This window comes from Streptomyces sp. RLB3-17 (assembly GCF_007113425.2).
In the GTDB taxonomy this organism is placed as follows: Bacteria; Actinomycetota; Actinomycetes; order Streptomycetales; family Streptomycetaceae; genus Streptomyces; species Streptomyces mirabilis_D.
In genome coordinates this window covers 7989573-8014507 of record NZ_CP041610.2, presented here as the reverse complement: position 1 = coordinate 8014507, position 24935 = coordinate 7989573, and the positions used below count along the sequence as shown (strand labels likewise).

Below are 24935 nucleotides of genomic sequence, written 5' to 3'. Positions count from 1 at the left end.
GACCTTCAGGTCTTCACAGGATCTTCGACGGTCACGGGCAGTGTGATCTTTTGGCCGCAACGTATGAACGACCTATGTCGATTCTGCCTCACCGTACGGTCGGCCGGTGACCTTGTGTCCAGACACCCAGCTCCGTAGGTCCCACACCTAGCTCCGTAGGTCCACCAGCAACGGCGGCGCGTGTTCTCCCCCCACCGTGGTGAGCGACAGCACCGCGTGCCCCGGCGGCACCTCGTGCGCCAGCTCGGACGCCGACCACCGCTCCCGCTCGACCTTCCTTATGGTCACCGCGTCCGTGGTGACGGCCTTTCCGGTGACCAGCTTGCGCAGGGCGTGGATGGCCCGGGTCATCGGCTGGTCCGCGAAGACGGTGTGCTTGGCCACGTCACGGGTCTCGACCCACTCCGTTCCCCAGGCGTGGGCGAAGCGGCTGCCGTCCCAGGTCGTGACGCCGGAGAACGCCATCCGGCAGCCCACGGCCCCGTACAGCGGCCCGTGCAGCGCCTCGGGAATGTCGCCGATCGTGCGCAGGGCGAGCACCACCCCCGCGTTCTGGGAGCGCAGGCGCTGGATGCGGCGTACGGAGTCGGGGGTCAGCGTGCCGGTGGCGTCGTCGAGGACCAGGCAGACGAAGTGCGGGCGCTCGCCGCCGCGTACGACGGCGGTGAACTGGGCCAGTACGAGCCGGGTGAGCAGCCTGGCGGCCTCCTCGTGCCCGTGCTCGGGCAGGTCGATCCGTACCCGCAGCGGGTGGTGGGCCACGGCGCGCAGCGAGAAGGCGCGGGTGGTGCCGCCCGCGCCGAAGAAGTCGGCGAAGGCCGGCCGGTCCAGGAGCGCCAGCCGGTCGGCGAGAGCCGGGCCCGCGTCGGCCGGGCTGCCGACCTGCCGCATACGTGCTTCCAGTTCGCGGCGCATCCCGGCGTGCTGCGGCCCAGAAAGGGCTTCGTGCAGGGCGGTCAGGGCCTCCGGCACGCCTTCCAGGAGTTCCCGCAGGACGGACATCGGCGGGAACGTGCCGTGCACCGCCCGGTAGGGGCCGAGGAGTTGGGCGAGCGCGGTGGTGGCCCGCTGACCGGCCACCGCGTCGAGGTCCCCGGCCAGCCCTTCGGCGAGGAAGGAGGCCGCTTCGTCGGGGTCGTCGGAGTCCGCGTACAGATCGAGGTCGTGGACGGAGGCGGGGTCGCCGATCTTCACCACGACGTCGAAGGCCGAGTCCGGGCCGAGCGGCGTCCCGGCGGCGGCGACCGCGACGACGGCGCACCGCCCGGTGAGCGCCTGCAGGGCGAGCGACTCGACGACGGGTCCGACCAGGTGCCGGGTCTTCCCGGAGCCGGAGGGACCGACGGCGAGCAGGGAGGTGCCCAGGGCTTCAGGGTCGAGGGCCGCGCCCCCACCGTCGTAGGCCTCCGGGGTACGGTCCCCGGTCGTCCACCGCCCGATGCGCACCTGTCCCACGAGCACGTCGTGCGCCGCGGTGCGCGCGGGCAGGTCCCGGGCCCCGGAGGGGTGCGTCCAGGCCGCCCCGCCCCGCCGCAGCACGGTGTCGGCGAAGGCGGCCAGGCGCGTGGCGTCCCACTTCGCCGTGGTCCACGCGCGCCGCACCCGGGCGCAGTCCACGTCGTTCATCCGGCCGCCGAGCACTTCGGCGGTGAGCAGGTCCGCCGCCTCGTGCTGTCCGGCGTCACGGAGTTCGGGCCACTGGGCGGCGGGCAGGTCCGGCGCGAACTTCGCGGTGCCGGCCTCCTGTGCCTCGTTGCGCGCGGCTCGGGCGGCGAGCCACTCCCTGGCGTATCCGCGCCAGGCGCCGATCCGGGCGAACGGCCACAGGACGAGCAGGGTGATCAGCGTGTAGAGCCCGTCGGTGATCAGCTGCGACTGGAACAGGTCGTAGCCGCCGGAGACCAGGGCGACGAGGGAGAACAGCGGGGCGACGACCGGGAGGGCGTCCCAGCCGACCCCGGGGAAGGCGTCCGGGAAGACGAACGTCAGGGCGATCAGTGCGCCGAGCCCGGCGAGGGCGGCGCGCAGGGGCTGGGGCCGGGCGGTGACGTAGTGGCGGACGACCTCGGGCCAGCTCCCCAGCCGGCCCATGGTGTACACCAGCACGCCGAAGAAGACCCCGTTGTAGACCTCGATGGCCTCCACCCCCTGCCACACCTTGGGCGAGGTGGTGCCGCTCCACCACCAGCCGTCCGGTGTGAACACCTTCAGCACGACCCACATGTAGGGGACGCTGCCGTGGCGCCACAGCGACCAGACGACGAGTGCCACCACGAGCGGGACGGCGAGTCCGACGATCGTGACCGGCGAGAGCCGCTCCCGCCCCTTCGACGGGCGCCGCACCCGGTATCCGTACCGCCAGATCCCGGGTCCGGCGGCGGGTCGCGGCCTGTCGAGCCAGTCGGCGACGGTGGGCCGGGGGGCCGGGGACTGCTCCGGCACGGACGGCAGACCCGCGGGTCGGGGCGGTGTCCCCCTCAGCACCGGGGGTACTCCGGGTGGCGGAGACGCGGGTGCCCTGCCGGGTGGCGGCGGCACGGCGGGTCCCGGCACGGCACCGGTATGCCCGCCCCGTGCGTCCTGCGTCCCGTCGCTGTCCATCGCCCTGCCCCCTGACCAGCCGCTCCGCGCTTCGTCCGCGAGTCAATCTAGTGCCCCTGCGGGGGGAGTTCACCGTTTACGCGGCCGGGCCCGCGCCTTGCCCGGGCGGAGCGGCGGCGGACCGGCGACGGACCGGGACCATCGGTCCCTCGCCCCTCTATGTCCACCGCGGACAACGGAATCCTCCGACAACGCCCACATGGAGCATGCCGACCCTCCGTTCCCGGCCCTAGCCTGCGAAGAAAGAAGTCAAGAGTCCGAAAACACCCCGCCCGGCACACCCCGTCCGCCGCGGGGACCGTCCGGTTCGCAAGATCATCAGGGAGCCCCTCATGACCGCACTTCCGCAGGAGCGCCGCGTCGTCACCGCCATCCCCGGCCCGAAGTCGCAGGAACTGCAGGCCCGACGCATCGCCGCGGTCGCGGCCGGTGTGGGTTCGGTGCTCCCCGTCTTCACCACGCGCGCCGGCGGCGGCATCATCGAGGACGTCGACGGCAACCGTCTGATCGACTTCGGCTCCGGCATCGCCGTGACCTCCGTCGGCGCGAGCGCCGAGGCCGTCGTACGCCGCGCCTCCGCGCAGCTCCAGGACTTCACCCACACCTGTTTCATGGTCACCCCGTACGAGGGCTACGTCGCCGTCGCCGAGGCGCTGGCCGAGCTGACCCCGGGTGACCACGCCAAGAAGTCGGCCCTGTTCAACTCGGGCGCCGAGGCCGTCGAGAACGCCGTCAAGATCGCCCGTGCGTACACCAAGCGCCAGGCCGTCGTCGTCTTCGACCACGGCTACCACGGCCGTACGAACCTCACGATGGCGCTGACCGCCAAGAACATGCCGTACAAGCACGGCTTCGGCCCGTTCGCGCCCGAGGTCTACCGCGTGCCGGTGGCGTACGGCTACCGCTGGCTGACCGGCCCGGAGAACGCCGGCGCCGAGGCCTCCGCCCAGGCGATCGACATGATCAACAAGCAGATCGGCGCCGACAACGTCGCCGCGATCATCATCGAGCCGGTGCTCGGCGAGGGCGGCTTCATCGAGCCCGCGAAGGGCTTCCTCCCCGCGATCAGCAAGTTCGCCAAGGACAACGGCATCGTCTTCGTCGCGGACGAGATCCAGTCCGGCTTCTGCCGCACCGGCCAGTGGTTCGCGTGCGAGGACGAGGGCATCGTCCCGGACCTGATCACCACCGCCAAGGGCATCGCGGGCGGTCTGCCGCTCGCCGCCGTGACCGGCCGCGCCGAGATCATGGACGCCGCGCACGCGGGCGGCCTCGGCGGCACCTACGGCGGCAACCCGGTAGCCTGCGCGGGCGCGCTCGGCGCGATCGAGACGATGAAGGAGCTCGACCTCAACGCCAAGGCGAAGAACATCGAGGCCGTCATGAAGGCCCGCCTCGGCGCGATGGCCGAGAAGTTCGACGTCATCGGCGACGTCCGTGGCCGTGGCGCCATGATCGCCATCGAGCTGGTCAAGGACCGCGCCACCAAGGAGCCGAACCCCGAGGCGACCGCCGCGCTGGCCAAGGCCTGCCACCAGGAGGGCCTGCTGGTCCTGACCTGTGGCACTTACGGCAACGTCCTCCGCTTCCTGCCGCCGCTGGTCATCGGCGAGGACCTGCTGAACGAGGGCCTCGACATCATCGAGCAGGCCTTCGCCCGTATCTGACGCCCCACCCGCCCCAGCCCCGGACTCAAGACGACCGCCCCGAGCGGATTCCGCTTGGTTCCGGGGCCGCGGCGACCGGGGTCAGAGCGTGTGAAGAACGTGTGCGAGGTACATGACGGGACGCGATTGCGTCTGTCGGAGCCGGATCCCCTGCCGTAGGTTCTACCCAGATGAGAGATACACCCCGCCCACAGGGGACTGTGGGTGACACCGGGTCGAGGCCTCCCCAGCTTCGCCCTGGTCGTGCCCTCGCGCACACACCCGGAGCTTCCGGCTCCGGATCTCCTCACCGATCGGACAGTCGCTCGCCCCAAACCCCCCGGGGCGCGCGACGACCCGATCTGGACGGCCGCCTCGGAACTACCCCCCCTGTTCCGGGGCGGCCGACCTTCCTCCGCGGACGTCTCGGCCTCTTCGGACCTCTCGGCTTCCTCGGCCTTCCGGCCCTCCTCTTCGCGCTGATCACCTGGCAGGTCGCGGCCCACGGCCCCCTCGCCCGCGCGGACGAACACCTCAGCGACCGTCTCGTCCACCCCGACCGCGTCTCCGGACTCCTGGCCGACCTGGGCGATGTCACCGTCGCGGTGCCGGTCCTGGCCGTCGTGCTCGCGTACGTGGCGTGGCGGGCCCGCGCGGCCGGGCGGGAGCGCTGGTGGCTGCCGTCCCTCGCGACGGCCGCCTTGATGGCGGTCGTACCGGCATTGATCGTGCCTTTGAAAGAACTGGTCGCCCGGCCGGGCCCACCGGTCATGGGCCCAGGTACGGGCTTCTATCCCTCGGGCCACACCGCCACCGCCGTCATCGCCTACGGCGGTGCGGCCCTGGTGCTGATTCCGTGGCTGCGGGGCGCCGGGGCCCGCCGCGCCCTGCTCGTCGGCTGCCTCGCCCTCAACCTCGGTGTCGCCTTCGGCCTGGTCCGGCGGGGCTACCACTGGCCGCTGGACGTGGCGGCCAGTTGGTGCCTCTGCGCGGTGCTGCTGCTCTCGCTCCGGCTCCTCCTCGGCCGGAACGGCCGTCAGCCGAAATAGCCGTCGAAGGTCCGCTGGAACTCCCAGCTCCCGTAGCGGTCCCAGTTGATCGACCACGTCATCAGGCCGCGCAGTCCCGGCCAGGTGCCGCGGGTCGTGTACGAGCCGCAGTTGGTCTTCCTGGTCAGGCAGTCCAGGGTCTTGGTGACCTCGGACGGCGCCACGTAACCGTTGCCCGCGTTCGTCGACGCCGGCATGCCGATCGCCACCTGGTCGGGTCGCAGCGGCGGGAAGACGTTGTTCGCGTCGCCCGCGACGGGGAAGCCGGTCAGCAGCATGTCGGTCATCGCGATGTGGAAGTCCGCGCCGCCCATGGAGTGGTACTGGTTGTCGAGGCCCATGATCGAGCCGGAGTTGTAGTCCTGGACGTGCAGCAGGGTCAGGTCGTCGCGCAGGGCGTAGATGACGGGGAGATAGGCGCCGGCCCGCGGGTCCTGGCCGCCCCACTTGCCCGTGCCGTAGTACTGGTAGCCGAGTTGGACGAAGAAGGTCTCCGGGGCCATCGTCAGGACGAACGTGGATCCGTACTTGGCCTTCAGGGTCTTCAGGGCCGAGATCAGGTTCACGATCACCGGCGTGGTCGGGCTCTTGAAGTTCGTGTCGGCGGCGTCGAGCGAGAGCGAGTGGCCCTCGAAGTCGATGTCCAGGCCGTCCAGGCCGTAGGTGTCGATGATCTTCGAGACGGAGGACACGAAGGTGTCGCGGGCGGCCGTCGTCGTCAGCTGCACCTGGCCGTTCTGGCCGCCGATCGAGATCAGCACCTTCTTGCCCGCGGCCTGCTTGGCCTTGATCGCGGCCTTGAAGTCGGCGTCGCTCTCGACCGTCGGGCACTCGGTGACGGGGCAACGGGTGAAGCGGATGTCGCCGGAGGTGGTGGAGGTCGGCTCGCCGAAGGCCAGGTCGATGATGTCCCAGCTGTCGGGGACGTCGGACATGCGGGTGTAGCCGGAGCCGTTGGCGAAGCTCGCGTGGAGGTATCCGACGAGGGAGTGCCCGGTGGAGCCTCCCGAGCCCGTGGACGTCGTCGCCGTGACCGTCGCCGACTTCGCCGACTCCCCCGCGTCGTTCACCGCCGCGACCTGGAAGGCGTACGCCGTGGAGGGCGCGAGGCCGCTCACGGTGGTCGAGGTGCCGGTGGCCGTCTGCACTTTCACCCCGTCGCGGTAGACGGCGTAGCCCGTCGCACCGGTGACCGGTGACCAGGACAGGGCGACGGTGGAGGACGTGACCGTGCCGGTGGCCAGGCCGGTGGGCGCGGCCGGGGGCTGTCCCGGGTCGGCGCCGGGGCCCACGAGGGAGACGTCGTCGGCGTAGTACGCGCCGGTGCCGTACCAGCCGTGGGTGTAGAGGGTGACCTTGGTGGTGGACGGGCCGGTGCGGAAGGTGGTGGTGAGCTGCTGCCAGTCGGGGGCGGACTGGGTCCAGGTGGAGACGTCGGTGGTGCCGGTGCCGCTCGAGCCGAGGTAGACGTAGCTGCCCCGGACGTATCCGGCGAGGGTGTACTGGGAGTCGGGTTTGACGGTCACCGTCTGGGAGCACTGCGCGTTGTCGCTGCCGGCCGGGGTCGCCCGCAACGCCGAACTTCCACTGCGTACCGGTGAGTTGACGACGGCGCCCGCAGTGCAGGTCCAGCCGTCGAGGCCCGCCTCGAAGCCGCCGTTCCTGACCAGGTCCGCGTCGGCCGCACGGGCGGCCGACGAGAGTGCGGCGAGGCCGGGTACGGCCAGAACGGTGGCCGTGCACACGGCGAGCAGCCTTTGACGCGTGGACGGTCTGGTGCGTTCGGTGCGATCCACAACTGCCTCCGGGCATGGGGGGATTCAGGAGGGTGGAGCGCGCCCAACTTGGTCCAGACCAATTCTGTTGTCAAGACCTTTGACCGTCAACGGGGGCCGTGACCCGGGTCCGTTACCGGAGTCCGCCCCGTGGTGGCTGTCGACCCTCGTTCCCGGCGATGCCCGCCGCCGCCTCGTGCATGGCCAGTTCCAGCAGCGCCGGATCGGTGAGCGTGCCGGTGCCGTCCGGCGGGACCAGCCAGCGGACCCCGCCGTGGGTCCGTCCCGGGTACGGCACCACGATCCACGTACCGCGCCCCGCCGTGCGCACCCCCGTGCCGAGCCAGCGCGCAGCGGTGCCGGGCGGCACGAAGAAACCCATCCGGGCGTCGCCGAAGTCGACGAGCACCGGGCCGAGTCGGTCTATCACCCGGGTCAGCACGTCGAGCGTGGGATAGCCGAGCTCGCCCGGCAGGATCAGTACGTCCCAGAGCCTGCCGGCCGGCAGCAGCGCGACCCTCTGCGGATTGGTCTCCCATTCCCGGCGGCAGGCCTCGGGATCCGGCGCCACGGATGCCAGCCACTCGACCGCCGTCTTGGCCCCTGTCATGGCGGAACCGCCCTCTCTCCTCGTGTCGACGCTGGTCGCGTCACAGAGGGGAGGGAGGTTCGGCCCGGGCATTACGCGGGTTCCGCCATTTTTTGGTGGTGCGCCGCATCACAGTGGATGAGCTGGGCGTACGCCTGTGGATCAGCCACCGCGGCGCACGCCCCGCCGGCGCGGCTCAGCTGTCGAAGCCCAGTCCCAGCTTGTCCATCGTCCTCAGCCAGAGATTGCGCCGTCCGCCGTGCGCGTCCGCCCGCGCCAGCGACCACTTGGTGAGCGCGATGCCGGTCCAGGCGAAGGGCTCGGGCGGGAACGGCAGGGGCTTCTTGCGGACCATCTCCAGTTCCGTGCGCTCGGTGCGCTCCCCCGCCAGCAGGTCGAGCATCACGTCCGCGCCGAACCGGGTCGCGCCCACGCCCAGACCCGTGTAGCCGGCCGCGTACGCGACCTTTCCGTGGTGCGCCGTGCCGAAGAAGGCCGAGAAGCGCGAGCAGGTGTCGATCGCACCGCCCCAGGCGTGGGTGAAGCGGACGCCCTCCAACTGCGGGAAGCAGGTGAAGAAGTGCCCGGCGAGCTTCGCGTACGTCTCCGGGCGGTCGTCGTACTCGGCGCGCACCCGGCCGCCGTACGGGTAGATCGCGTCGTAACCGCCCCACAGGATGCGGTTGTCGGCGGAGAGCCGGAAGTAGTGGAACTGGTTCGCCGAGTCCCCGAGGCCCTGCCGGTTCTTCCAGCCGACGGACGCCAGCTGGTCGGCGGTCAGGGGTTCGGTCATCAGCGCGTAGTCGTAGACCGGGACGGTGTACGCGCGCACCCGCTTGACCAGGTTCGGGAAGATGTTGGTGGCGAGCGCCACCTTGCGGGCACGGACGGAACCGTACGGAGTGCGTACGGCCATGCCGGCGCCGTACGCCTTCAGGGCGAGCGCGGGCGTGTGCTCGTACACCCGCACCCCGAGCCGCAGGCAGGCCCGCTTGAGACCCCAGGCGAGTTTGGCGGGGTGGAGCATGGCGACGCCGCGGCGGTCGTGCAGGCCCGCGAGGAAGGTCGGCGAGTCGACCTGTTCGCGGACCGCGTCGGCGTCCAGGAACTCGATGCCGTCCGCCAGGCCCCGCTCCCGCAGTTCCTCGTGCCACTCGCGGAGTTCGGCCGCCTGGTGCGGCTCGGTGGCGACGTCGATCTCGCCGGAGCGCTCGAAGTCGCAGTCGAGGGAGTAGCGGGCGACGGCCGCCTCGATCTCGTCGAGGTTGCGGGCGCCCAGCTCCTCCAGCTTCCTGATCTCGTCCGGCCAGCGGGTGAGTCCGTTGGCCAGGCCGTGGGTCAGGGACGCGGCACAGAAGCCGCCGTTGCGGCCCGAGGCGGCCCAGCCCACCTCGCGGCCCTCCAGGAGCACCACCTCACGCTGCGGGTCGCGCTCCTTGGCGATCAGCGCGGTCCACAGTCCGCTGTAGCCACCGCCGACGACGAGCAGGTCGCAGGTCTCGGCGCCGGTGAGGGCGGGCTCGGGGTGGGGCTTGCCCGGGTCGTCCAGCCAGTACGGAACCGGCTGGGCTTCGGAAAGAGACGTGGTCCAACGGGTCATGGCGCTCGGGGCCATGATTTCAACTCCCTACAGCTGAATTACCCACCGAAATTTCTCTGTGGGTGATGCCGTCCGCGATGTCTTTTGCTATGCCTTTTGCTTGCTGCGACGGTTGCTGACGACCATTCCGGCCAGGACGAACAGTACGGCGACGATGAACATGGCCGTACCGATGACATTGATCTGAACGGGTGTTCCGCGCTGCGCCGAACCCCACACGAACATGGGGAAGGTGACGGTCGAACCCGCGTTGAAGTTGGTGATGATGAAGTCGTCGAAGGAGAGCGCGAAGGCGAGCAGCGCGCCCGCCGCGATGCCGGGGGCCGCGATGGGCAGGGTGACGCGCAGGAACGTCTGCACCGGGCCGGCGTAGAGGTCCTGTGCCGCCTGCTCCAGGCGCGGGTCCATCGACATCACACGCGCCTTGACGGCCGTCACGACGAAGCTGAGGCAGAACATGATGTGGGCGATCAGGATCGTCCAGAAACCCAACTGAGCACCCAGGTTGAGGAACAGGGTGAGCAGCGAGGCGGCCATGACGACCTCGGGCATCGCCATCGGCAGGAAGATCAGCGAGTTCACCGCGCCGCGCGCCCGGAAGCGGTAGCGGACGAGGGCGAAGGCGATCATCGTGCCGAGGATCGTGGCCCCGATGGTCGCCCAGACGGCGATCTGGAGGCTGATCGAGAGCGAGCCGCACATGTCGGCGACCCCGCACGGATCGCGCCAGGCGTCGAGGGAGAACTGCTGCCACTCGTAGTTGAAGCGCCCCTTCGGTTTGTTGAAGGAGAACACCGTGACGATGACATTGGGCAGCAGCAGATATCCCAGCGTCAGCAGTCCACCGATGACGACGAGATTCCGCTTGAACCAGCGTACGAAGGCCATTTAGACCAGATCCTCCGTCCCGGACTTGCGGATGTAGAGGGTGACCATGATGAGGATCGCGGCCATGAGGATGAAGGAGAGCGCGGCGGCCGTCGGATAGTCGAGGATTCGCAGGAACTGCGTCTGGATGACGTTGCCGACCATCCGGGTGTCCGTGGAGCCGAGCAGGTCGGCGTTCACGTAGTCACCGCTGGCCGGGATGAAGGTCAGCAGCGTGCCGGAGACAACGCCGGGCATCGACAGCGGGAAGGTGACCTTGCGGAAGGTCGTGAACGGCTTCGCGTACAGATCGCCCGCCGCCTCGTGGAGGCGTCCGTCGATCCGCTCCAGCGAGGTGTAGAGCGGCAGGATCATGAAGGGCAGGAAGTTGTACGTGAGGCCGCAGACCACCGCCAGTGGTGTGGCCAGGACGCGGTCGCCGGAGGTGAAGCCGAGCCAGTTGGTGACGTCCAGGACGTGCAGCGTGTTGAGGGCGCCGACGACCGGGCCGCCGTCCGCGAGGATCGTCTTCCAGGCCAGCGTGCGGATCAGGAAGCTGGTGAAGAACGGCGCGATGACCAGGATCAGCACGACGTTGCGCCAGCGGCCCGCGCGGAAGGCGATCAGATACGCCAGCGGGTAGCCGAGCACCAGGCACAGGATCGTCGCGGCGCCCGCGTACAGCACCGAGCGCAGGAACTGGGGCCAGTAGTCGGCCAGCGCGTTCCAGTACGTCTGGAAGTGCCAGGTGACCTTGAAGCCCTGCTCCAGGGAGCCCGTCTGCACGGACGTGGAGGCCTGGTAGACCATCGGCAGCGCGAAGAAGATCAGCAGCCAGAGGATGCCGGGCAGGAGCAGCCAGTACGGGACGAGACGGCCGCGCTTGCGGGGCGGCTTCTTGTCGGGCTGCGGCGCGAGGAGTGGCGCCTCGGTGACGCTGGCCATCAGGCGGCCACCCCCTCTTCTGGCTCCACCGTTTCCACGCCGGCGTCGATGTCCTGCGCCGCGTCGAGGCCGAAGGTGTGCGCAGGGCTCCAGTGCAGGACCACCTCGGCGCCGGGGGTGAGCCGGGCGTCGCGGTCGATGTTCTGGGAGTAGACCTCGAACTCGGGGCAGACGGCGCTGTCGACGACGTACTGAGTGGAGACGCCGATGAAGCTGGAGTCGGCGATCCTGCCGGTGATCCGGTTGCGGCCGGCCGGTATCTCGCCCGCGTCGTCGACGTGTGTGAGCGATATCTTCTCGGGGCGGACTCCGACCAGGACCTTGCCGCCGGTCGTCGTGGGCGCCGAACATCGCGCCTGCGGCAGGACCAGCTTGCCGCCGCCCGCCGCCAGGACGATGTCGTCGCCGTCCTTGCTGTCGACGGCGGCCTCGATGAGGTTCGAGGTGCCGAGGAAGTTGGCGACGAACGTGGTCTGCGGGTTCTCGTAGAGGTCGGCGGGGGCGCCGAGTTGCTCGACGCGGCCCGCGTTCATCACGGCGACCGTGTCGGCCATCGTCATGGCCTCCTCCTGGTCGTGCGTGACGTGTACGAAGGTGATGCCGACCTCGGTCTGGATGCGCTTGAGCTCCAGCTGCATCTGGCGGCGCAGCTTGAGGTCGAGGGCGCCGAGCGGTTCGTCGAGGAGCAGCACCTTGGGGTGGTTGATCAGGGCGCGGGCCACGGCGACGCGCTGCTGCTGGCCGCCGGAGAGCTGGTGCGGTTTCTTGCGGGCCTGCTCGCCGAGCTGGACGAGCTCCAGCATGTCCTCGACCTGCTTCTTCACCGACTTGATGCCGCGCCGGCGCAGACCGAAGGCGACGTTCTCGAAGATGTCGAGGTGCGGGAAGAGGGCGTAGGACTGGAAGACGGTGTTCACCGGCCGCTTGTACGGGGGCAGGTGGGTCACTTCCTGGTCGCCGAGGAAGACGGTGCCGGAGGAAGGTTCCTCCAGACCCGCGATCATCCGCAGGGTGGTGGTCTTGCCGCAGCCCGACGCCCCGAGAAGGGCGAAGAAGGAGCCTTCGGGGACGGTCAGGTCGAGGGGGTGGACGGCCGTGAAGGAGCCGTACGTCTTGCTGATCCCGGAGAGGCGGACGTCGCCGCCGTTGTCTGTCGTCATGGTGTGGTCCCTGGATGTCGGGGTCGTAGGGGTGTCCGGGGCGGACTACGGTCGCTGCGCCGGTCGGGGCCGCGCGGCGGAGCCGGCGCAGGTCTCCTCGGGCCCCGGGCAACCGCCCGGGCGGCCCGGCCGGACCACCGCCACCGCTCAGCCGCCGGAGGCGTCACGCCCCGGTGAGCTTGGCGAACTTCTCTTCGTAGGCCGTCTCTTCCTTCTGCGTCAGGGAGCGGAAGGCGTGGGACTTCGCGGCCATGGCCTTGTCGGGGAGGATCAGCGGGTTGTCCGCCGCCGACTTGTCGATCTTCGCAAGCTCGTCCTTGACCCCGTCGACGGGACAGACGTAGTTGATGTACGCGGCGAGCTGTGCGGCCGGACCGGGCTCGTAGTAGAAGTCCATGAGCCGTTCGGCATTCGTCTTGTGACGGGCCTTGTTGGGGATCAGCATGTTGTCCGTGGACGTCAGATAGCCGCTGTCCGGGATGATGAAGTCCACGTCCGGGCTGTCCGCCTTGAGTTGGACGATGTCGCCCGCCCAGGCGACACAGGCCGCGAGGTCGCCCTTGGTGAGGTCGGACGTGTAGTCGTTGCCGGTGAAGCGGCGTATCTGGCCCTTGTCGACGGCCTTCTGGAGGCGGGCGATCGCCGCGTCGAAGTCGTCGTCGGTGAACTTCTCCGGGTCCTTGCCCATGTCGAGCAGCGTCATGCCCATGCTGTCGCGCATCTCCGAGAGGAAGCCGACGCGCCCCTTGAGCTTGGGGTTGTCGAGGAGGTCGGAGACCGACTTCACCTCGATGCCGTTCAACGCCTTCTTGTTGAAGGCGACGACGGTCGAGATGCCCTGCCAGGGGTAGGAGTAGGCGCGTCCCGGGTCCCAGTCGGGGCTGCGGAACTGGGCGGACAGGTTGGCGTACGCGTGCGGCAGGTTGGAGGCGTTCAGCTTCTGCACCCAGCCGAAGCGGATCAGCCGGGCGGCCAGCCAGTCGGTGACCACGATCAGGTCGCGCCCGGTGTCCTGGCCCGCGGCGAGCTGCGGCTTGATCTTGCCGAAGAACTCGACGTTGTCGTTGATGTCCTCGGTGTACTTGACCGAGATGCCGGAGCGCTTGGTGAACGCGTCGAGCGTCGGGTGGTGCTTCCCGCTGTCGTCGACGTCCATGTACTCGGTCCAGTTGGAGAAGTTGATCGTCTTCTCCTTGGCCGAGTGGTCCTCGGCGGAGACGCCGCCCTGGGTCTGGCCCGCGGCCGGGATCCCGCAGCCGCTCAGCGCGCCGAGCCCGCCGACGGCGAGCGCGCCGCCCGCGGAGGCGCGCAGCAGCGAGCGGCGGCTGAGCGCGGCCCTGCCGTTCCTGAAACTGCGCCGCATGGCGGCCACTTGGGCCGGGGAGAGGCGGTCGGGCTCGTACTGCTCCATGCTCGTGATGCCCTTTCGGAAGGGTCGCGGCCGTGGTCTGGCGGCCTGGTCTGCCACTCGGCGATAGTCGGAAGCCGACGCGCGGCCGGCTCCGGATCGACTAGGGCCGGTCCCCGAAGATCGTGCGGTGCCAGTCCTTCCTGGCGACCGCGGTGTTGTCGAACATGACGTGCTTGATCTGGGTGTACTCCTCGAACGAGTACGCCGACATGTCCTTGCCGAAGCCGGACGCCTTGTAACCGCCGTGCGGCATCTCGCTGATGATCGGAATGTGGTCGTTGACCCACACGCAGCCCGCCTTGATCTCGCGGGTCGCACGGTTGGCCCGGTACACGTCCCGGCTCCACGCGGAGGCGGCGAGACCGTACGGGGTGTCGTTGGCGAGCCGGATTCCCTCGTCGTCGCTGTCGAAGGGGAGCACCACCAGGACGGGACCGAAGATCTCGGACTGCACGATCTCGCTGTCCTGAGGAGCGTCGGCGACGAGCGTGGGCCGGTAGTAGGCGCCGTCCTTGAGCTCTTCGGGGATCTCTCCGCCGGTCACCACGCGCGCGTAGCCGCGGGCCCGGTCGACGAATCCGGCCACGCGGTCGCGCTGGGCGTGCGAGATCAGCGGGCCGAGGTCGGTGCCGGACGCGAACGGGTCGCCGAGGCGGACGCTCGCCATCAGGGCGGCCGTCCTGGACACGAACTCTTCGTAGAGGGGCCTTTGTACGTACGCGCGTGTGGCGGCGGTGCAGTCCTGCCCACTGTTGATGAGCGAGCCCGCGACCGCGCCGTTCACGGCCGCGTCCAGGTCCGCGTCGTCGAAGACCACGAAGGGGGCCTTGCCGCCCAGTTCCAGATGGAGTCGCTTGACGGTCGAGGTGGCGATCTCGGCGACGCGCTTGCCGACCGCGGTGGACCCGGTGAAGGAGGTCATCGCCACGTCGGGGTGGCCGACGAGGTGCTCGCCGGCGTCCCTCCCGGCCCCGGTCACTATGTTGATCACGCCGTCCGGGATGCCCGCCGCGGTGGCGGCCTCGGCGAAGAGGAGCGAGGTCAGCGGGGTCAGCTCGGCGGGCTTCAGCACGATCGTGTTGCCCGCGGCGATCGCCGGGAGGATCTTCCAGGCGGCCATCTGGAGGGGGTAGTTCCAGGGCGCGATGGAGCCGACGACACCGATGGGCTCACGGCGTACGTACGAGGTGTGGTCGCCGGAGTACTCGCCCGCGGACTGCCCTTGCAGATGCCGGGCCGCGCCCGCGAAGAAGGCGATGTTGTCGATGGTGCCGGGCACGTCGAACTCGCGGGTCAGCTTGAGGGGCTTTCCGCACTGGAGCGACTCCGCCCGGGCGAACTCCTCGGCGCGGTCGGCGAGCACGGCGGCGAAGCGGTGCAGGGCGTCGGAGCGTTCGCCGGGGGTGGCGCCCGCCCAGCCGGGGAACGCGTCGAGGGCGGCGGCGACGGCCGCGTCCACGTCGACGGTGCTCGCCAGCTCGTACGTGTAGACCTCGTCGCCGGTGGCGGGGTCGACGACCGCGTGCGTACGGCCCGAGGTGCCCTTGGTCAGCCGGCCCGCGATGTACTGCGCGCCGTCCGCGAAGCAGTCCTGCGCCTGGAAGCGATGGCCCGGATTGTGCATGTCGCTCTCCTCCGCCGTTCTCCCCGCTGCCGCAGGGGTGGGCGTAGCTCCAGCTCGATTTGAGTGCCGATCCTGACAGAGCAAAGGGACTCCAACAAGTGATTCCGTTGTTGCCTTTTGGTTACGCGACGGAATCTGTCGACCAGGTGTCGAGTCCCCATGGAAAAGGCGGGACGGAATGTCAGTGGTGCGTGCCACAGTGGCGTGCATGGCGAAGATCGATTCTTGGGAAGCGCTGGTCAGCGCGGTCCGCTCGGGGGCAAGGGTCAAGTACCTGCACTTCTGGGGGCACCGCCCGCGACCGGACGGTCAGGTGAGTGCGAGCTGCCTGAGCCAGTGGTGGCCGTCACCGTTCGTGGTGGACGGTGTCTCCTACGCGACCGCCGAGCACTGGATGATGGCGGGCAAGGCACGGCTCTTCGGCGACGCGGAGGCGCAGCGGCGCGCGATCGAGGCGTCCAGCCCCGCGCTCGCCAAGAAGGTGGGGCGGCTCGTGCGCGGCTTCGACGAGGCGACCTGGGAGCGCGAGCGCTTCGGGATCGTCGTCGAGGGCAGCGTGCACAAGTTCGCCGCCCATCCCGAACTGCGCGCGTTCCTGCTGGGCACGGGCACGCGGGTGCTGGTCGAGGCCAGCCCCATGGACCGGGTCTGGGGCATAGGACTCGCGGCGGACGACGAGCGGGCGGCGGATCCCGAGCGGTGGCGGGGGCCGAACCTGCTGGGATTCGCCTTGATGGAGGCGCGGGAGCGACTCCTGGGGGACGACTAGTCGAGGCGCGGGAGCGGTTGGCGGTCTAGCCGAGGTGCGGCACGACGAGTGAAGTGGAGTAGCCGTCGTCTCCGCTGAACGGATCGCTGTTGCCGCTGTTGTCCGGGAGGACGAAGAAGACCACGATCATCGCGATGCCGAGCGCGATGCCGACCGCTCCGCAGATGATCCCGGCCAGCGCCTGACCGGGGTTGTTCGCCTCGCCGCGGCGCGCCCTGCGTCGCCCCAGCACGCCGAAGATCACCGCGAGGATCCCCAGGATGATCGCGATCGGCCACAGACAGAACACGACGGCCGAGATGATGCCGAGCACCAGCCCGGCGGTGCCCATGCCGTTGCTCGGCGCCGGGGGCATCATCGGCCAGCCGTAGCCGGCGGCGCCCGGGTAGCCGGGTCCCGGCGTGGGGTAGGCCGGGTAGCCGTATCCGTAGCCGTACGGGACCTGGCCGGGGCCCTCGGGAGCGATGGGCGGCGGGGGAACCGGCTCTCCGGGGGCGGGCCGCGGGTGGGGCGCGGGTGCGGCGGCGGGAGACGCGAAGGGGTTGTCCCAGGACTGGGGCGGGGACTGGGGGTGGGGCTGGGGGTGGCCGGGGGTGCCTGTTCCGGGGAGGGCGACGACCGTCGGCTGGTTGTGCACCGAGGGGGGTGTGGGGGCACCGGGCGCGTGGGAGGGTGCCTGGTCCACGGGCGGGGCCCAGGGGTTCGGCTCGGGGCGCGGTCCGGCGGCGTTGTCCGGGGAGCCGCCGGGCGGGGAAACCGGCTGGGGGTTCCCGCCGGGTATCGCGTCCTCGGGACCGACGGCCGACGGCATGTCGATCTGGGTCGGCGGCGGAGCCGACTGGTCCGGGGATGCCCACGGGGTCGCGGCGGCGTCCTGCGGCACCTGTGGCGCCTGCGCGTCGTCGGACATGCGTGAGGTCCCCTCCTCTGTCGTACCTGCCGTCATGCTACGGCCCGGGGCTTCACCCCGTGAGCGGCGGCCTACGATGATCCCCGAATCACCGATCAGCCGATCACCCGCGTCGCCCGACCACGGTCCGGGGACGCCGTTCCGGGGAGGAATCCTTGACCGACCAGCTCAGCACCCGCGAGGGCGTCCGCGACCTGCACGCCTTCATCGCCGGACTGCCCAAGGCCGAACTGCACGTGCACCACGTCGGATCCGCCTCCCCCCGCATCGTCTCCACCCTCGCCGCCCGCCACCCCGACTCCCAGGTGCCGACGGACCCCGAGGCCCTCGCGGACTACTTCACGTTCACCGACTTCGCCCACTTCATCCAGGTGTACCTGTCCGTCGTCGACCTGATCCGCACCCCCGAGGACGTACGGCTGCTGACGTACGAGGTCGCCCGGGACATGGCTCGGCAGCAGGTCCGTTACGCCGAGCTGACCATCACCCCGTGGTCCTCCACCCGCCGCGGCATCGACGAGCGCGCCTTCATGGACGCCATCGAGGACGCCCGCAAGGCGGCGGAGGCCGAGTTCGGCGTCGTCCTGCGCTGGTGCTTCGACATCCCCGGCGAGGCGGGGCTCGAGGCGGCCGAGGAGACCCTGCGGCTCGCGACCGACGACCGGCTGCGACCGGAGGGTCTGGTCTCCTTCGGACTCGGCGGGCCCGAAATCGGCGTACCGCGGCCGCAGTTCAAGCCGTACTTCGACCAGGCGATCGCGGCCGGACTGCGCTCGGTGCCGCACGCGGGTGAGACCACCGGGCCGGAGACCGTCTGGGACGCGCTGAACGAGCTGCGCGCCGAGCGCATCGGACACGGCACCAGCTCCGCGCGCGACCCGAAGCTGCTCGCCCACCTCGCCGAGAACCGCATCGCGCTGGAGGTCTGCCCGACTTCCAACATCGCCACCCGCGCGGTCCGCACCCTCGACGAGCACCCGATAAAGGAGTTCACCCGGGCCGGGGTCCTCGTCACGATCAACTCCGACGACCCGCCGATGTTCGGCACCGACCTCAACAACGAGTACGCGGTCGCCGCCCGTCTTCTCGACCTCGACGAACTCGGCCTCGCCGCGCTCGCCAAGAACGCGGTGGAGGCGTCCTTCCTCGACCCGGCCGGCAGGACGCGCCTCGCCGAGGAGATCGACACCTACGCCTCGGCGTGGCTCACGCCCTGAGCGACCAGCACAATGGGCCCATGCGCACCGTGACTGCCGTGGCCCACCGCGGCGACCCCTATCGCGTCCGCGAGAACACCATCGACTCGCTGCGTTCCGCGCTCCAACTGGGCGCGGACGCGGTCGAGATCGACGTACGGCTCACCCGCGACAAGGTGCCCGTGCTGCTGCACGACGAGACACTGAAACGGCTGTGGGAGTTGGAGCGGCCGCTCGGGTCGCTCTCCTCGGACGAGGTGCGCGGGCTCACGGGCGGCGGGGTGCCGACGCTCGCGGAGGCCCTCGATGCGACCAAGGACAGCCGGGTCCTGGTCGATCTGCCGGGAGAGCCCGACGGCCCGGCCGTACGCAGGATCGTCGAGGTCATCCGTGAGTGCGGAGCCCAGGACCGGGTGTACTACTGCGCGGGCGCCCCGGCCATGCTGGCCGTGCGCGCCACCGACCCCGCCGCCGAGATCGCGCTGACCTGGACGAGCGTCGCACCGCCACGCCCGGCGCTCCTCGAAGCCGTACGGCCGCGCTGGCTCAACTACCGCTTCAGCCTGGTCGACCGCGCCCTCACGGCCCGCGTCCACCGCGGCGGCCAGCTGCTCTCCGTCTGGACACCCGACACCCGCCGTTCCATGCGCCGGCTGCTGGACATGGGGGTGGATTCGATCACCACGAACCGTATCGACGCGCTGTGCGCGCTGCGCAGGGCCTGACGCGCGCTGCGCGAGGCCTGCGGGGGAGACGCGGGCGGCACGGTCAGGAGGTGACCTGCGAGCGCGGGCTCACCGTCGCCGGGTCGGCGGGGGTCGAGCGGGTCAGGTACTGCGGCACCGGGGCGGTGTCCTCGCCGTTGTCGCGGACGAGGCCGTAGCGGATCACGCCCTGGGCGGGACCGGTGCGGACGTCCTCGGTCACCTTGTCCCAGGTCGAGGTCTGGACGAAGAGGTTGTAGTCGGCGGGGCCCTCGTTCTGGTGGAGGGTGACGGTGCCGTCGATCCAGAAGTACTCGTTCTGCCACATCTGTTGGGTGCCGGAGGGCAGGACGGCGTAGCCCACGGACGGGCCGCCCATCCAGGTCGTGCCGTCCGTCGAGCCCGACTGCACGTCGTCCATGCGGTGACCGCCGCCCGAGGCGACGTGGAAGAGCTTGCCGCTCAGCCCGGTCCAGGTCGGCATGAGCAGGGCGCCGGTGCGCTGCTGGGGCAGGACCTGCCAGCGGACCCGGAAGTAGCCCTGCCCGCTGAGGGTGACCGTCTCCCCGCGGTGGGTGAGGCCGGTGGCGGGCGCCCCGGTCGCGGTGACGCCCTTCTCTGCGCGCCGGGGCAGCGCGGCCGGGAGCGCGCTCGCGGCGGGCGCGCTGTCGACGGCGTCGACGACGGTGCCGTACAGCTGGACGCGGGTCTTCGAGGGCGACGGCGAGGGCGACGGGGAGGCGGAGGGGGACGGTGAGGGGGTCGCGGAGGCGGAGGGCGCTCCCGTACGTCCCGACGGTGGACGTGCGGTGCTCGCCGCCGTGGGTGCGGCGAGGGCCGGGGGCGGGTCGTCGGGCGCCCGGGTGACGACGTACAGGCCGCCCGCCGCGAGGGTGGCGCCGGCCGTGACGGCGACGGCGGGCTTGGTGAGCAGTCCGAGGACCTTGGCGGACCAGCCGACGGAGGTGGCGGCGACCGCCGTCTTCCCGCCGAACGCGAGCGACAGCGTGAAGCCGACCGGCAGCGGGACGAGGGCGATCCCGACAAGGAGGCGTTCGGCCGGTACGACGGCCTCGCGGGCGCCCGAACAGTACGCGCAGCCCCGGATGTGCCGGGCCAGCCGCTTGCGCCACACCGAGTCGGGCCGCCCGTCCCAGCGGGCGGTCACCAACCGCAGGTCGGGGCAGGGGGAGTTGCCCGCGCCGGGGTGGTGGCCGTCGAGCGCCCGCACGATGTCCCGCGCGATCTCCAGCCGCTGCTTCATCCGCTGCACCCGTACCGCCGCGTGCTGTCTGCTGATCCCGACCGCCGCCGCCAGCTCGCGCCGGGTGAGTTCGCCCGCGACCTCCAGCCACCACAGCGAGAGCAGTTGGCGGTCCTCGTCGTCGAGCCAGCGCACCGCCTCCGCGACCTCTCGCCGCTGCCCCTCCAACTGGAGCCGCAGCACGGTCAGTTCGGCGAAGTCGGCGGCCTGTTCACCGGCGCCGTCGGCCAGCGGCTCGGCCGTCCGGCGGCGCGAGCGCTCCCGTATCTGCCGCATCGTGATGGCGACCAGCCAGGACCGGAAGCTGTCCGGGTCGCGCAGCGAGCCGAGGTGGTCGACGGCGCGCAGCATGGTCTCCTGCACGACGTCGTCGACGTCCGCGTGGCCGTTCAGGGCGCGGCCGACAATGTTGTAGACGAGCGGGAGCCAGCCCGCGACGAGTTCGTCGAGGGCGCGCCGGTCGCCGGCCTGCGCGCCCTCGATGATGGAGCGCCACTGCCGCCCGTCCACGTACGTCCCTCCGATGCCACGGTGACCGCCCGTGCCACTGGGCACACACGGGCGGGAGTGCAGGATCCCCCACCCCGGCGAGCCTGTCCGCGCGCTATGTCGCGGATCACAGCCGTTCGTCGGGTCCTGACACACAGGAGACGGAGGGCCGCCCTCCGCGATAACAGTTTTTTGTCCTTCCCTGCCTTCGAAACTTTCACCGCGCCCCACCTAAGGGGGATCCCCCACAACACCCTTACGCAGAAGTGCAGTTGGGCCGGGTCAGCGCCAGGGACCGGGCCGTCCCCGGGGAGGATCCGCCGACGGGTGGGCGACCTCAGGATGATCTCACCGTCCCGTCCGCACCAGGAGCCGCAGATGCCCGCCCGTACCCGAACCGTCACCGCCGTCGCCGCCGCCCTCGTGCTGGGCCTGGCGGCCGGCCCGCTGGCCGTGCCCGCCGTCGCCGCGTCCTCCACCGCGCCACGGACGGCCACGGCGGGCACGGTCACGACCGGACCGGACGCCGCCGCCCTGCGCGCCGCGCTCGCGGGACTGCCGGACGCCGACGCGACGGCCGCGCTCGTACGGGTCGGTGGCACCGACGGCCGCTGGCTCGGGAGCGGCGGAGTGCACGATCTGACGAGCGGCCGCGCGGCGGACCCGGACGCGCTCTTCCGGGCCGGTTCGACGACGAAGGTGGTCACGGCGGCGGTCGTGCTGCAGCTCGCGGCCGAGGGCAGGGTCGATCTGGGCGCGCCCGTACATCGCTATCTCCCCGGGCTGCTGTCGCCCGCCTTCAAGCCCGTCTCCATACGCCGGTTGCTGAACCACACCAGCGGGATCCAGGCGGGTGACGGCTTCGGCGACTCCTTCGAGGACGCGTACGCGCACCGCTTCGACACCCTCACACCCCGGCAGGTCGTCGCCTCCGCCGTGGCGAAGGGGCCGGAGTTCCGCCCCGGCGGGCGGCAGCACTACCTGAACATCAACTACACGATCCTCGGCATGCTGATCGAGAAGGTCACGGGGCACTCGTACGCCTCCGAGGCCACCCGGCGCGTACTGCGGCCCGCCGGGATGCTGCACACGTACTTTCCCGGTACCGATCCGCGTATCCGGGGTCCGCACAACCTCGGCTACCAGGCGGTGAAGCGGGCGGGCGGCACGACGGAGTTCGTCGACGTCACCGAGTGGAACCAGGCGGACCGCTGGGCGGCGGGCGACATGATCTCCACGACGGCGGACCTGGAGCGGCTGACCGTCCACCTCTTCCGTGGCGAGCTGGTCCCGGAGCCGCAGCTGAAGGAGATGTTCACGGTTCCGTCGGGCATCGACGGGGCCACCATGAGCGCCGGGCTCGAGCGCTTCGAGTACGGCGGGCGGGTCTACTGGCTCAAGTCGGGCGGGCGGTACGGATACACCACGGTCATGGCGGCCACCCGCGATCTCTCCCGCACGCTCGTCTACTCGGTCAACGCCACGGACGCGAAGGGCGAGGAGATGAACCCGGTCGCCCTGCGCATCGCGATGGCGGCGCTCAAGCAGTAGCGGTTCCGGCCGCCGGACGCGCCGCTGGATGCAATTCCGGACTCGCTGCCGCGTTCGCCGCCGAATGCGTCCTGGGACTCGCTGCCGCGTTCGCCGCCGGACGCGTCCTGGGACTCGCTGCCGGATTCGCCGTCAGATTCGTCGTCACGAGATGCACGTTCATGCCGCACGGGACGATCCCGTTCGGCGCCGTGAGCTTCTTCGCACCGGCGAGGAAGTCCACACGCAGGGACTCCACGGTGGCCGCGTCGAGCGGGCCGACGTCATAGACGCCCGCCAGGGCGTCCCACACCTGCTCGACCGGTCCGCTCAGGTCGATGGGGACGGTCTCCCAGTCGACCGGAGCGAATCCCGCCGGCGCGAGAACGCTGTCGAGTCCCGCACGGCTGCGGGTCCTCCGGTCCCCGAGAGCGGGGATGCGCTGCTCGGCGGGGGCCGTCCCGATCGCGGACCGCAACAGCCCGACGAACAGCTCGTACGCCTCACCACCCACGGCTCCGCCGCCGATCACGCAGGCCAGCATGCCTCCGGGGCGCAACACCCGGGCCACCTCCGCGGCCACCTGTTCCACCTCGCCCATCAGCATCAACGCCATGTGGGAGACACAGGCGTCGAAGGTGTCGTCGGCGAAGGGAAGGTGCTGGGCCCGGCTCTCCGACAGCGTCGTCCCGGCGGGCAGCGGTCGGCGTCGCGCCAGCGCCAGGGCTTCCGGGGAGAGGTCCACCCCGGCCGGCCGGCACCCCTCGGTCCGGGCGAGCAGTTCGAGCAACAGGCCGTCGCCGCAGCCGAGATCCAGTACCCGCCCGTGTCCGGCGACCCGGTCGCGCAAGATCTCGTAGCTGGACCGGCCGTCCGCGGCGCGGGCACCGGCGAACGCGTCCGCCGTCACCGCCGGCCGTTCGGCGTGGAAGGCCCGCAGGAAGGCTTCTTGCGATGTCGTCGTCATACCCGCGAACCTATCCGCCGCGCGGGTCGCCAGGTCGGCGGCCTCACACCTCCTGACAGCGATCACGGAAATCCCGGGAAACCGGGTGCGGAATGTCGAATTTCCCGGTTTCCCCCGCCGTGGCTGGCTCCGGCCCGCAGGCGGCCCCGAAGGTGAGCGCCGTATCAAGCGATCGCGGTGCGGTGCGCCGCAGGGGAGAGGGAGTTCCGTGAACGTCACGACAACGGCGCACGAGCCGCGGGAACGGCGGGCGGCCACGCTCGTCATGGCCTGCGTGGGCGTGTTCGTCGCGTATCTGCCGGTGACCACCGTCTCGGTGAGCCTGCCGGCCATCCAGCGGGCGCTGAACGCGTCGACCGCCCAACTGTCGTGGGTCTCGGACGCGTTCGTGCTGCCCATGGCCGCGCTGATCCTGACCGCCGGTGTCTTCGGCGACGTCCACGGCCGCAAGAAGGTCTTCCAGGCGGGCCTCGCGTTCAGCGCGGTGGGGGCGGCGATCGCGCTGTGCGCGCGGTCGATCGAGGTCCTGTGGGTGGGCCAGGCGTTCGCCGGACTGGGCGCCGCCGCGCTGCTGCCCACGACGCTGGCGCTGATCAGCCACGCCGTGCCCGACCACCGCGAGCGCGGCAAGTTCGTCGGGCTGTGGGCCACCGCCCTGATGGCGGCGCTGGCCGTCGGCCCGGTGATCGCGGGACTGATCCTGGAGCACTTCTCCTGGCGCTGGATATATCTGCTGCCCGTCCCCGCCTCGCTCCTCGCGACGGCCTTCGCGGCCCGGCTGGTGACCGACTCGCGCGCCCCCGGCTCACGACGTCTGGACTGGCCCGGCCAGATCACCGCCGCGGTGGCGATCACCGCGCTGGTCTACGGCGTCATCGAGGGCGGCGCCGGCTCCTTCACCGACGGGAAGGTGATCGTGGCCCTGGTGACGGCGGCGGTCGCGGCCGTCGCGTTCGTCCTGGCGGAGCGGCGCAGTGACAGCCCGATGCTGGACCTGACGCTCTTCCGCAGCCCCGCCTTCACCGCCACGACGCTCGTCGCCATGATCAGCTTCCTGGGCCTGATCGGCTTCTTCTTCGCCCTCAGCCTCTACTTTGGCATGGTGCAGCAGCTCAGCACCCTGGAGGCGGCGGCCCGGATGCTGGTGGTCACGCTGATGTGCATCCTCGTCGGGGCACCGGCCGGGCGGCTGATGCACAAGGTGTCGCCCCGCGTCCTGATCACCGGCGGGCTGCTGGTGACCGCGGCCTCGCTGCTGTCGTTGACATCCATCGACGCCGGTACGTCGTTCGGTTCGCTGGCCTGGCGGCTGGCCCTGCTGGGCCTCGGCCTGGGCTTCGTCATCACGCCGATGACGGCCGCGGCCGTCGCCTCCGTACCGTTCCGCCAGGCCGGTATGGCGGCTGCCGGGAACAGCGCGTTCCGGCAGGTCGGCGGCGCGCTCGGCCCGGCCGTCCTCGGCGCCGTGCTGTCCACCAAGGCCGGGCACACCCTGCCGGGTCACCTCACCGACGTCGGTCTGCCTGCGGCGACGGTCCGGAGCGTCACCTCCGTGGTGGACGCGAACGGCCTGGGCGCGGTCGCGGGCATGAACCTGGGCGCCGACCGGGGCCGCGCCCTGGGCGCCCTGTCCGAGGCCTTCCTCGACGGCCTCCACCTGTGCCTGATCATCGCCGCGGCACTGACGCTGGTCGCCGCGGCGGTCGGCGCCGTCCTGCTGCGCAGCCCGCGGCAGCCGGCCACCAGGCCGGTGGCCGGATCCGGCACCGCCCCGGCGGCGCCGCGGGAGACCGGGGCGGCGGAGCCCCGGCTGGGGCAGCGCGGCTGACCCCGGCGCCG

18 protein-coding genes and 1 pseudogene are annotated in these 24935 nt (G+C 71.0%); 7 read left to right on the top strand and 12 right to left on the bottom strand.

The annotated features are described in order from the left end of the window. Positions 1-147: 147 nt before the first annotated feature. Complete coding sequence (locus tag FNV62_RS36255) at positions 148-2601, bottom strand: ATP/GTP-binding protein (RefSeq protein ID WP_143628329.1); 2454 nt, start codon at positions 2599-2601, stop codon at positions 148-150. Between the two features lie 332 nt (positions 2602-2933). On the opposite strand from FNV62_RS36255, the gene gabT reads away from it, so the two are divergent. Both gabT and FNV62_RS36245 read left to right on the top strand, forming a co-directional pair. Next, positions 2934-4268, top strand: a complete 1335-nt coding sequence (gene gabT, locus FNV62_RS36250) for a 4-aminobutyrate--2-oxoglutarate transaminase (protein WP_060901190.1) — start codon at positions 2934-2936, stop codon at positions 4266-4268. Between the two features lie 170 nt (positions 4269-4438). After that, a complete protein-coding gene (locus FNV62_RS36245) occupies positions 4439-5296 on the top strand; it encodes a phosphatase PAP2 family protein (protein WP_143628327.1) in 858 nt (285 codons plus the stop codon). Here FNV62_RS36245 and FNV62_RS36240 read toward each other — a convergent pair. From FNV62_RS36240 to FNV62_RS36205, 8 genes are all read right to left on the bottom strand, one after another. Further along, a complete protein-coding gene (locus FNV62_RS36240; protein WP_164331815.1) occupies positions 5284-7092 on the bottom strand; it encodes a chitinase in 1809 nt (602 codons plus the stop codon). The genes FNV62_RS36245 and FNV62_RS36240 overlap by 13 nt on opposite strands. A 112-nt stretch (positions 7093-7204) precedes the next feature. Beyond that, positions 7205-7681 carry a hypothetical protein gene (locus FNV62_RS36235; protein WP_143609336.1) on the bottom strand — a complete coding sequence of 159 codons (477 nt, stop codon included), beginning with the start codon at positions 7679-7681 and terminating at the stop codon, positions 7205-7207. 175 nt (positions 7682-7856) lie between these two features. Next, positions 7857-9275, bottom strand: a complete 1419-nt coding sequence (locus FNV62_RS36230; RefSeq protein ID WP_097286428.1) for an NAD(P)/FAD-dependent oxidoreductase — start codon at positions 9273-9275, stop codon at positions 7857-7859. A gap of 72 nt (positions 9276-9347) precedes the next feature. Next, a complete protein-coding gene (locus FNV62_RS36225; protein WP_054235321.1) occupies positions 9348-10148 on the bottom strand; it encodes an ABC transporter permease in 801 nt (266 codons plus the stop codon). Then, positions 10149-11072: an ABC transporter permease gene (locus tag FNV62_RS36220; RefSeq protein WP_054235322.1), complete on the bottom strand. Its 924-nt coding sequence runs from the start codon at positions 11070-11072 to the stop codon at positions 10149-10151. It abuts the gene before it with no gap. After that, on the bottom strand, positions 11072-12232 hold the full coding sequence (locus tag FNV62_RS36215; protein ID WP_054235323.1) for an ABC transporter ATP-binding protein: 1161 nt from the start codon (positions 12230-12232) through the stop codon (positions 11072-11074). The genes FNV62_RS36220 and FNV62_RS36215 overlap by 1 nt, the downstream gene beginning before the upstream one ends. Before the next feature lie 163 nt (positions 12233-12395). After that, a complete protein-coding gene (locus FNV62_RS36210) occupies positions 12396-13643 on the bottom strand; it encodes a spermidine/putrescine ABC transporter substrate-binding protein (protein ID WP_054235324.1) in 1248 nt (415 codons plus the stop codon). A gap of 100 nt (positions 13644-13743) precedes the next feature. Beyond that, on the bottom strand, positions 13744-15267 hold the full coding sequence (locus FNV62_RS36205; RefSeq protein ID WP_144315828.1) for a gamma-aminobutyraldehyde dehydrogenase: 1524 nt from the start codon (positions 15265-15267) through the stop codon (positions 13744-13746). Between the two features lie 178 nt (positions 15268-15445). Between FNV62_RS36205 and FNV62_RS36200 the strand changes: the two genes are divergently transcribed. After that, positions 15446-16036 (top strand): NADAR family protein, encoded by a 591-nt coding sequence (locus tag FNV62_RS36200; protein WP_097286427.1) that lies wholly within the window; start codon positions 15446-15448, stop codon positions 16034-16036. Positions 16037-16061: 25 nt separating this feature from the next. Here FNV62_RS36200 and FNV62_RS36195 read toward each other — a convergent pair whose 3' ends face one another. Continuing rightward, entirely contained in the window at positions 16062-16946 is an 885-nt protein-coding gene (locus FNV62_RS36195) for a DUF4190 domain-containing protein (RefSeq protein WP_225900484.1), read from the bottom strand. Positions 16947-17033: 87 nt separating this feature from the next. Here FNV62_RS36195 and FNV62_RS36190 point away from each other — a divergent pair. Together FNV62_RS36190 and FNV62_RS36185 are read left to right on the top strand one after the other, a co-directional pair. Next, a pseudogene (locus tag FNV62_RS36190) lies at positions 17034-18163 on the top strand (adenosine deaminase). Between the two features lie 20 nt (positions 18164-18183). Then, positions 18184-18867, top strand: coding sequence for a glycerophosphodiester phosphodiesterase (locus FNV62_RS36185; RefSeq protein ID WP_143628323.1), 684 nt, complete (start codon positions 18184-18186; stop codon positions 18865-18867). Between the two features lie 43 nt (positions 18868-18910). Here FNV62_RS36185 and FNV62_RS36180 read toward each other — a convergent pair whose 3' ends face one another. Further along, positions 18911-20665 carry an RNA polymerase sigma factor gene (locus FNV62_RS36180; protein ID WP_376326114.1) on the bottom strand — a complete coding sequence of 585 codons (1755 nt, stop codon included), beginning with the start codon at positions 20663-20665 and terminating at the stop codon, positions 18911-18913. A 312-nt stretch (positions 20666-20977) separates the two neighbouring features. Between FNV62_RS36180 and FNV62_RS36175 the strand changes: the two genes are divergently transcribed. Continuing rightward, positions 20978-22150 carry a serine hydrolase domain-containing protein gene (locus FNV62_RS36175; RefSeq protein WP_143628321.1) on the top strand — a complete coding sequence of 391 codons (1173 nt, stop codon included), beginning with the start codon at positions 20978-20980 and terminating at the stop codon, positions 22148-22150. Here the strand turns inward: FNV62_RS36175 and FNV62_RS36170 are convergent. Further along, positions 22140-23096: a class I SAM-dependent methyltransferase gene (locus FNV62_RS36170; RefSeq protein WP_143609332.1), complete on the bottom strand. Its 957-nt coding sequence runs from the start codon at positions 23094-23096 to the stop codon at positions 22140-22142. The genes FNV62_RS36175 and FNV62_RS36170 overlap by 11 nt on opposite strands. A gap of 208 nt (positions 23097-23304) precedes the next feature. Here FNV62_RS36170 and FNV62_RS36165 point away from each other — a divergent pair, with 208 nt between their 5' ends. Then, entirely contained in the window at positions 23305-24924 is a 1620-nt protein-coding gene (locus FNV62_RS36165) for an MFS transporter (protein ID WP_225900483.1), read from the top strand. The last annotated feature ends 11 nt before the right edge of the window (positions 24925-24935 follow it).

What these genes read in the sequence shown, in the direction of transcription:
- FNV62_RS36255 (WP_143628329.1), bottom strand. Translation starts at nt 2,601, where the DNA reads ATGGACAGCGACGGGACGCAGGACGCACGGGGCGGGCATACCGGTGCC.
- gabT (WP_060901190.1), top strand. Translation starts at nt 2,934, where the DNA reads ATGACCGCACTTCCGCAGGAGCGCCGCGTCGTCACCGCCATCCCCGGC.
- FNV62_RS36245 (WP_143628327.1), top strand. Translation starts at nt 4,439, where the DNA reads ATGAGAGATACACCCCGCCCACAGGGGACTGTGGGTGACACCGGGTCG.
- FNV62_RS36235 (WP_143609336.1), bottom strand. Translation starts at nt 7,681, where the DNA reads ATGACAGGGGCCAAGACGGCGGTCGAGTGGCTGGCATCCGTGGCGCCG.
- FNV62_RS36230 (WP_097286428.1), bottom strand. Translation starts at nt 9,275, where the DNA reads ATGGCCCCGAGCGCCATGACCCGTTGGACCACGTCTCTTTCCGAAGCC.
- FNV62_RS36225 (WP_054235321.1), bottom strand. Translation starts at nt 10,148, where the DNA reads ATGGCCTTCGTACGCTGGTTCAAGCGGAATCTCGTCGTCATCGGTGGA.
- FNV62_RS36220 (WP_054235322.1), bottom strand. Translation starts at nt 11,072, where the DNA reads ATGGCCAGCGTCACCGAGGCGCCACTCCTCGCGCCGCAGCCCGACAAG.
- FNV62_RS36215 (WP_054235323.1), bottom strand. Translation starts at nt 12,232, where the DNA reads ATGACGACAGACAACGGCGGCGACGTCCGCCTCTCCGGGATCAGCAAG.
- FNV62_RS36210 (WP_054235324.1), bottom strand. Translation starts at nt 13,643, where the DNA reads ATGGAGCAGTACGAGCCCGACCGCCTCTCCCCGGCCCAAGTGGCCGCC.
- FNV62_RS36205 (WP_144315828.1), bottom strand. Translation starts at nt 15,267, where the DNA reads ATGCACAATCCGGGCCATCGCTTCCAGGCGCAGGACTGCTTCGCGGAC.
- FNV62_RS36200 (WP_097286427.1), top strand. Translation starts at nt 15,446, where the DNA reads ATGTCAGTGGTGCGTGCCACAGTGGCGTGCATGGCGAAGATCGATTCT.
- FNV62_RS36195 (WP_225900484.1), bottom strand. Translation starts at nt 16,946, where the DNA reads ATGTCCGACGACGCGCAGGCGCCACAGGTGCCGCAGGACGCCGCCGCG.
- FNV62_RS36185 (WP_143628323.1), top strand. Translation starts at nt 18,184, where the DNA reads ATGCGCACCGTGACTGCCGTGGCCCACCGCGGCGACCCCTATCGCGTC.
- FNV62_RS36175 (WP_143628321.1), top strand. Translation starts at nt 20,978, where the DNA reads ATGCCCGCCCGTACCCGAACCGTCACCGCCGTCGCCGCCGCCCTCGTG.
- FNV62_RS36170 (WP_143609332.1), bottom strand. Translation starts at nt 23,096, where the DNA reads ATGACGACGACATCGCAAGAAGCCTTCCTGCGGGCCTTCCACGCCGAA.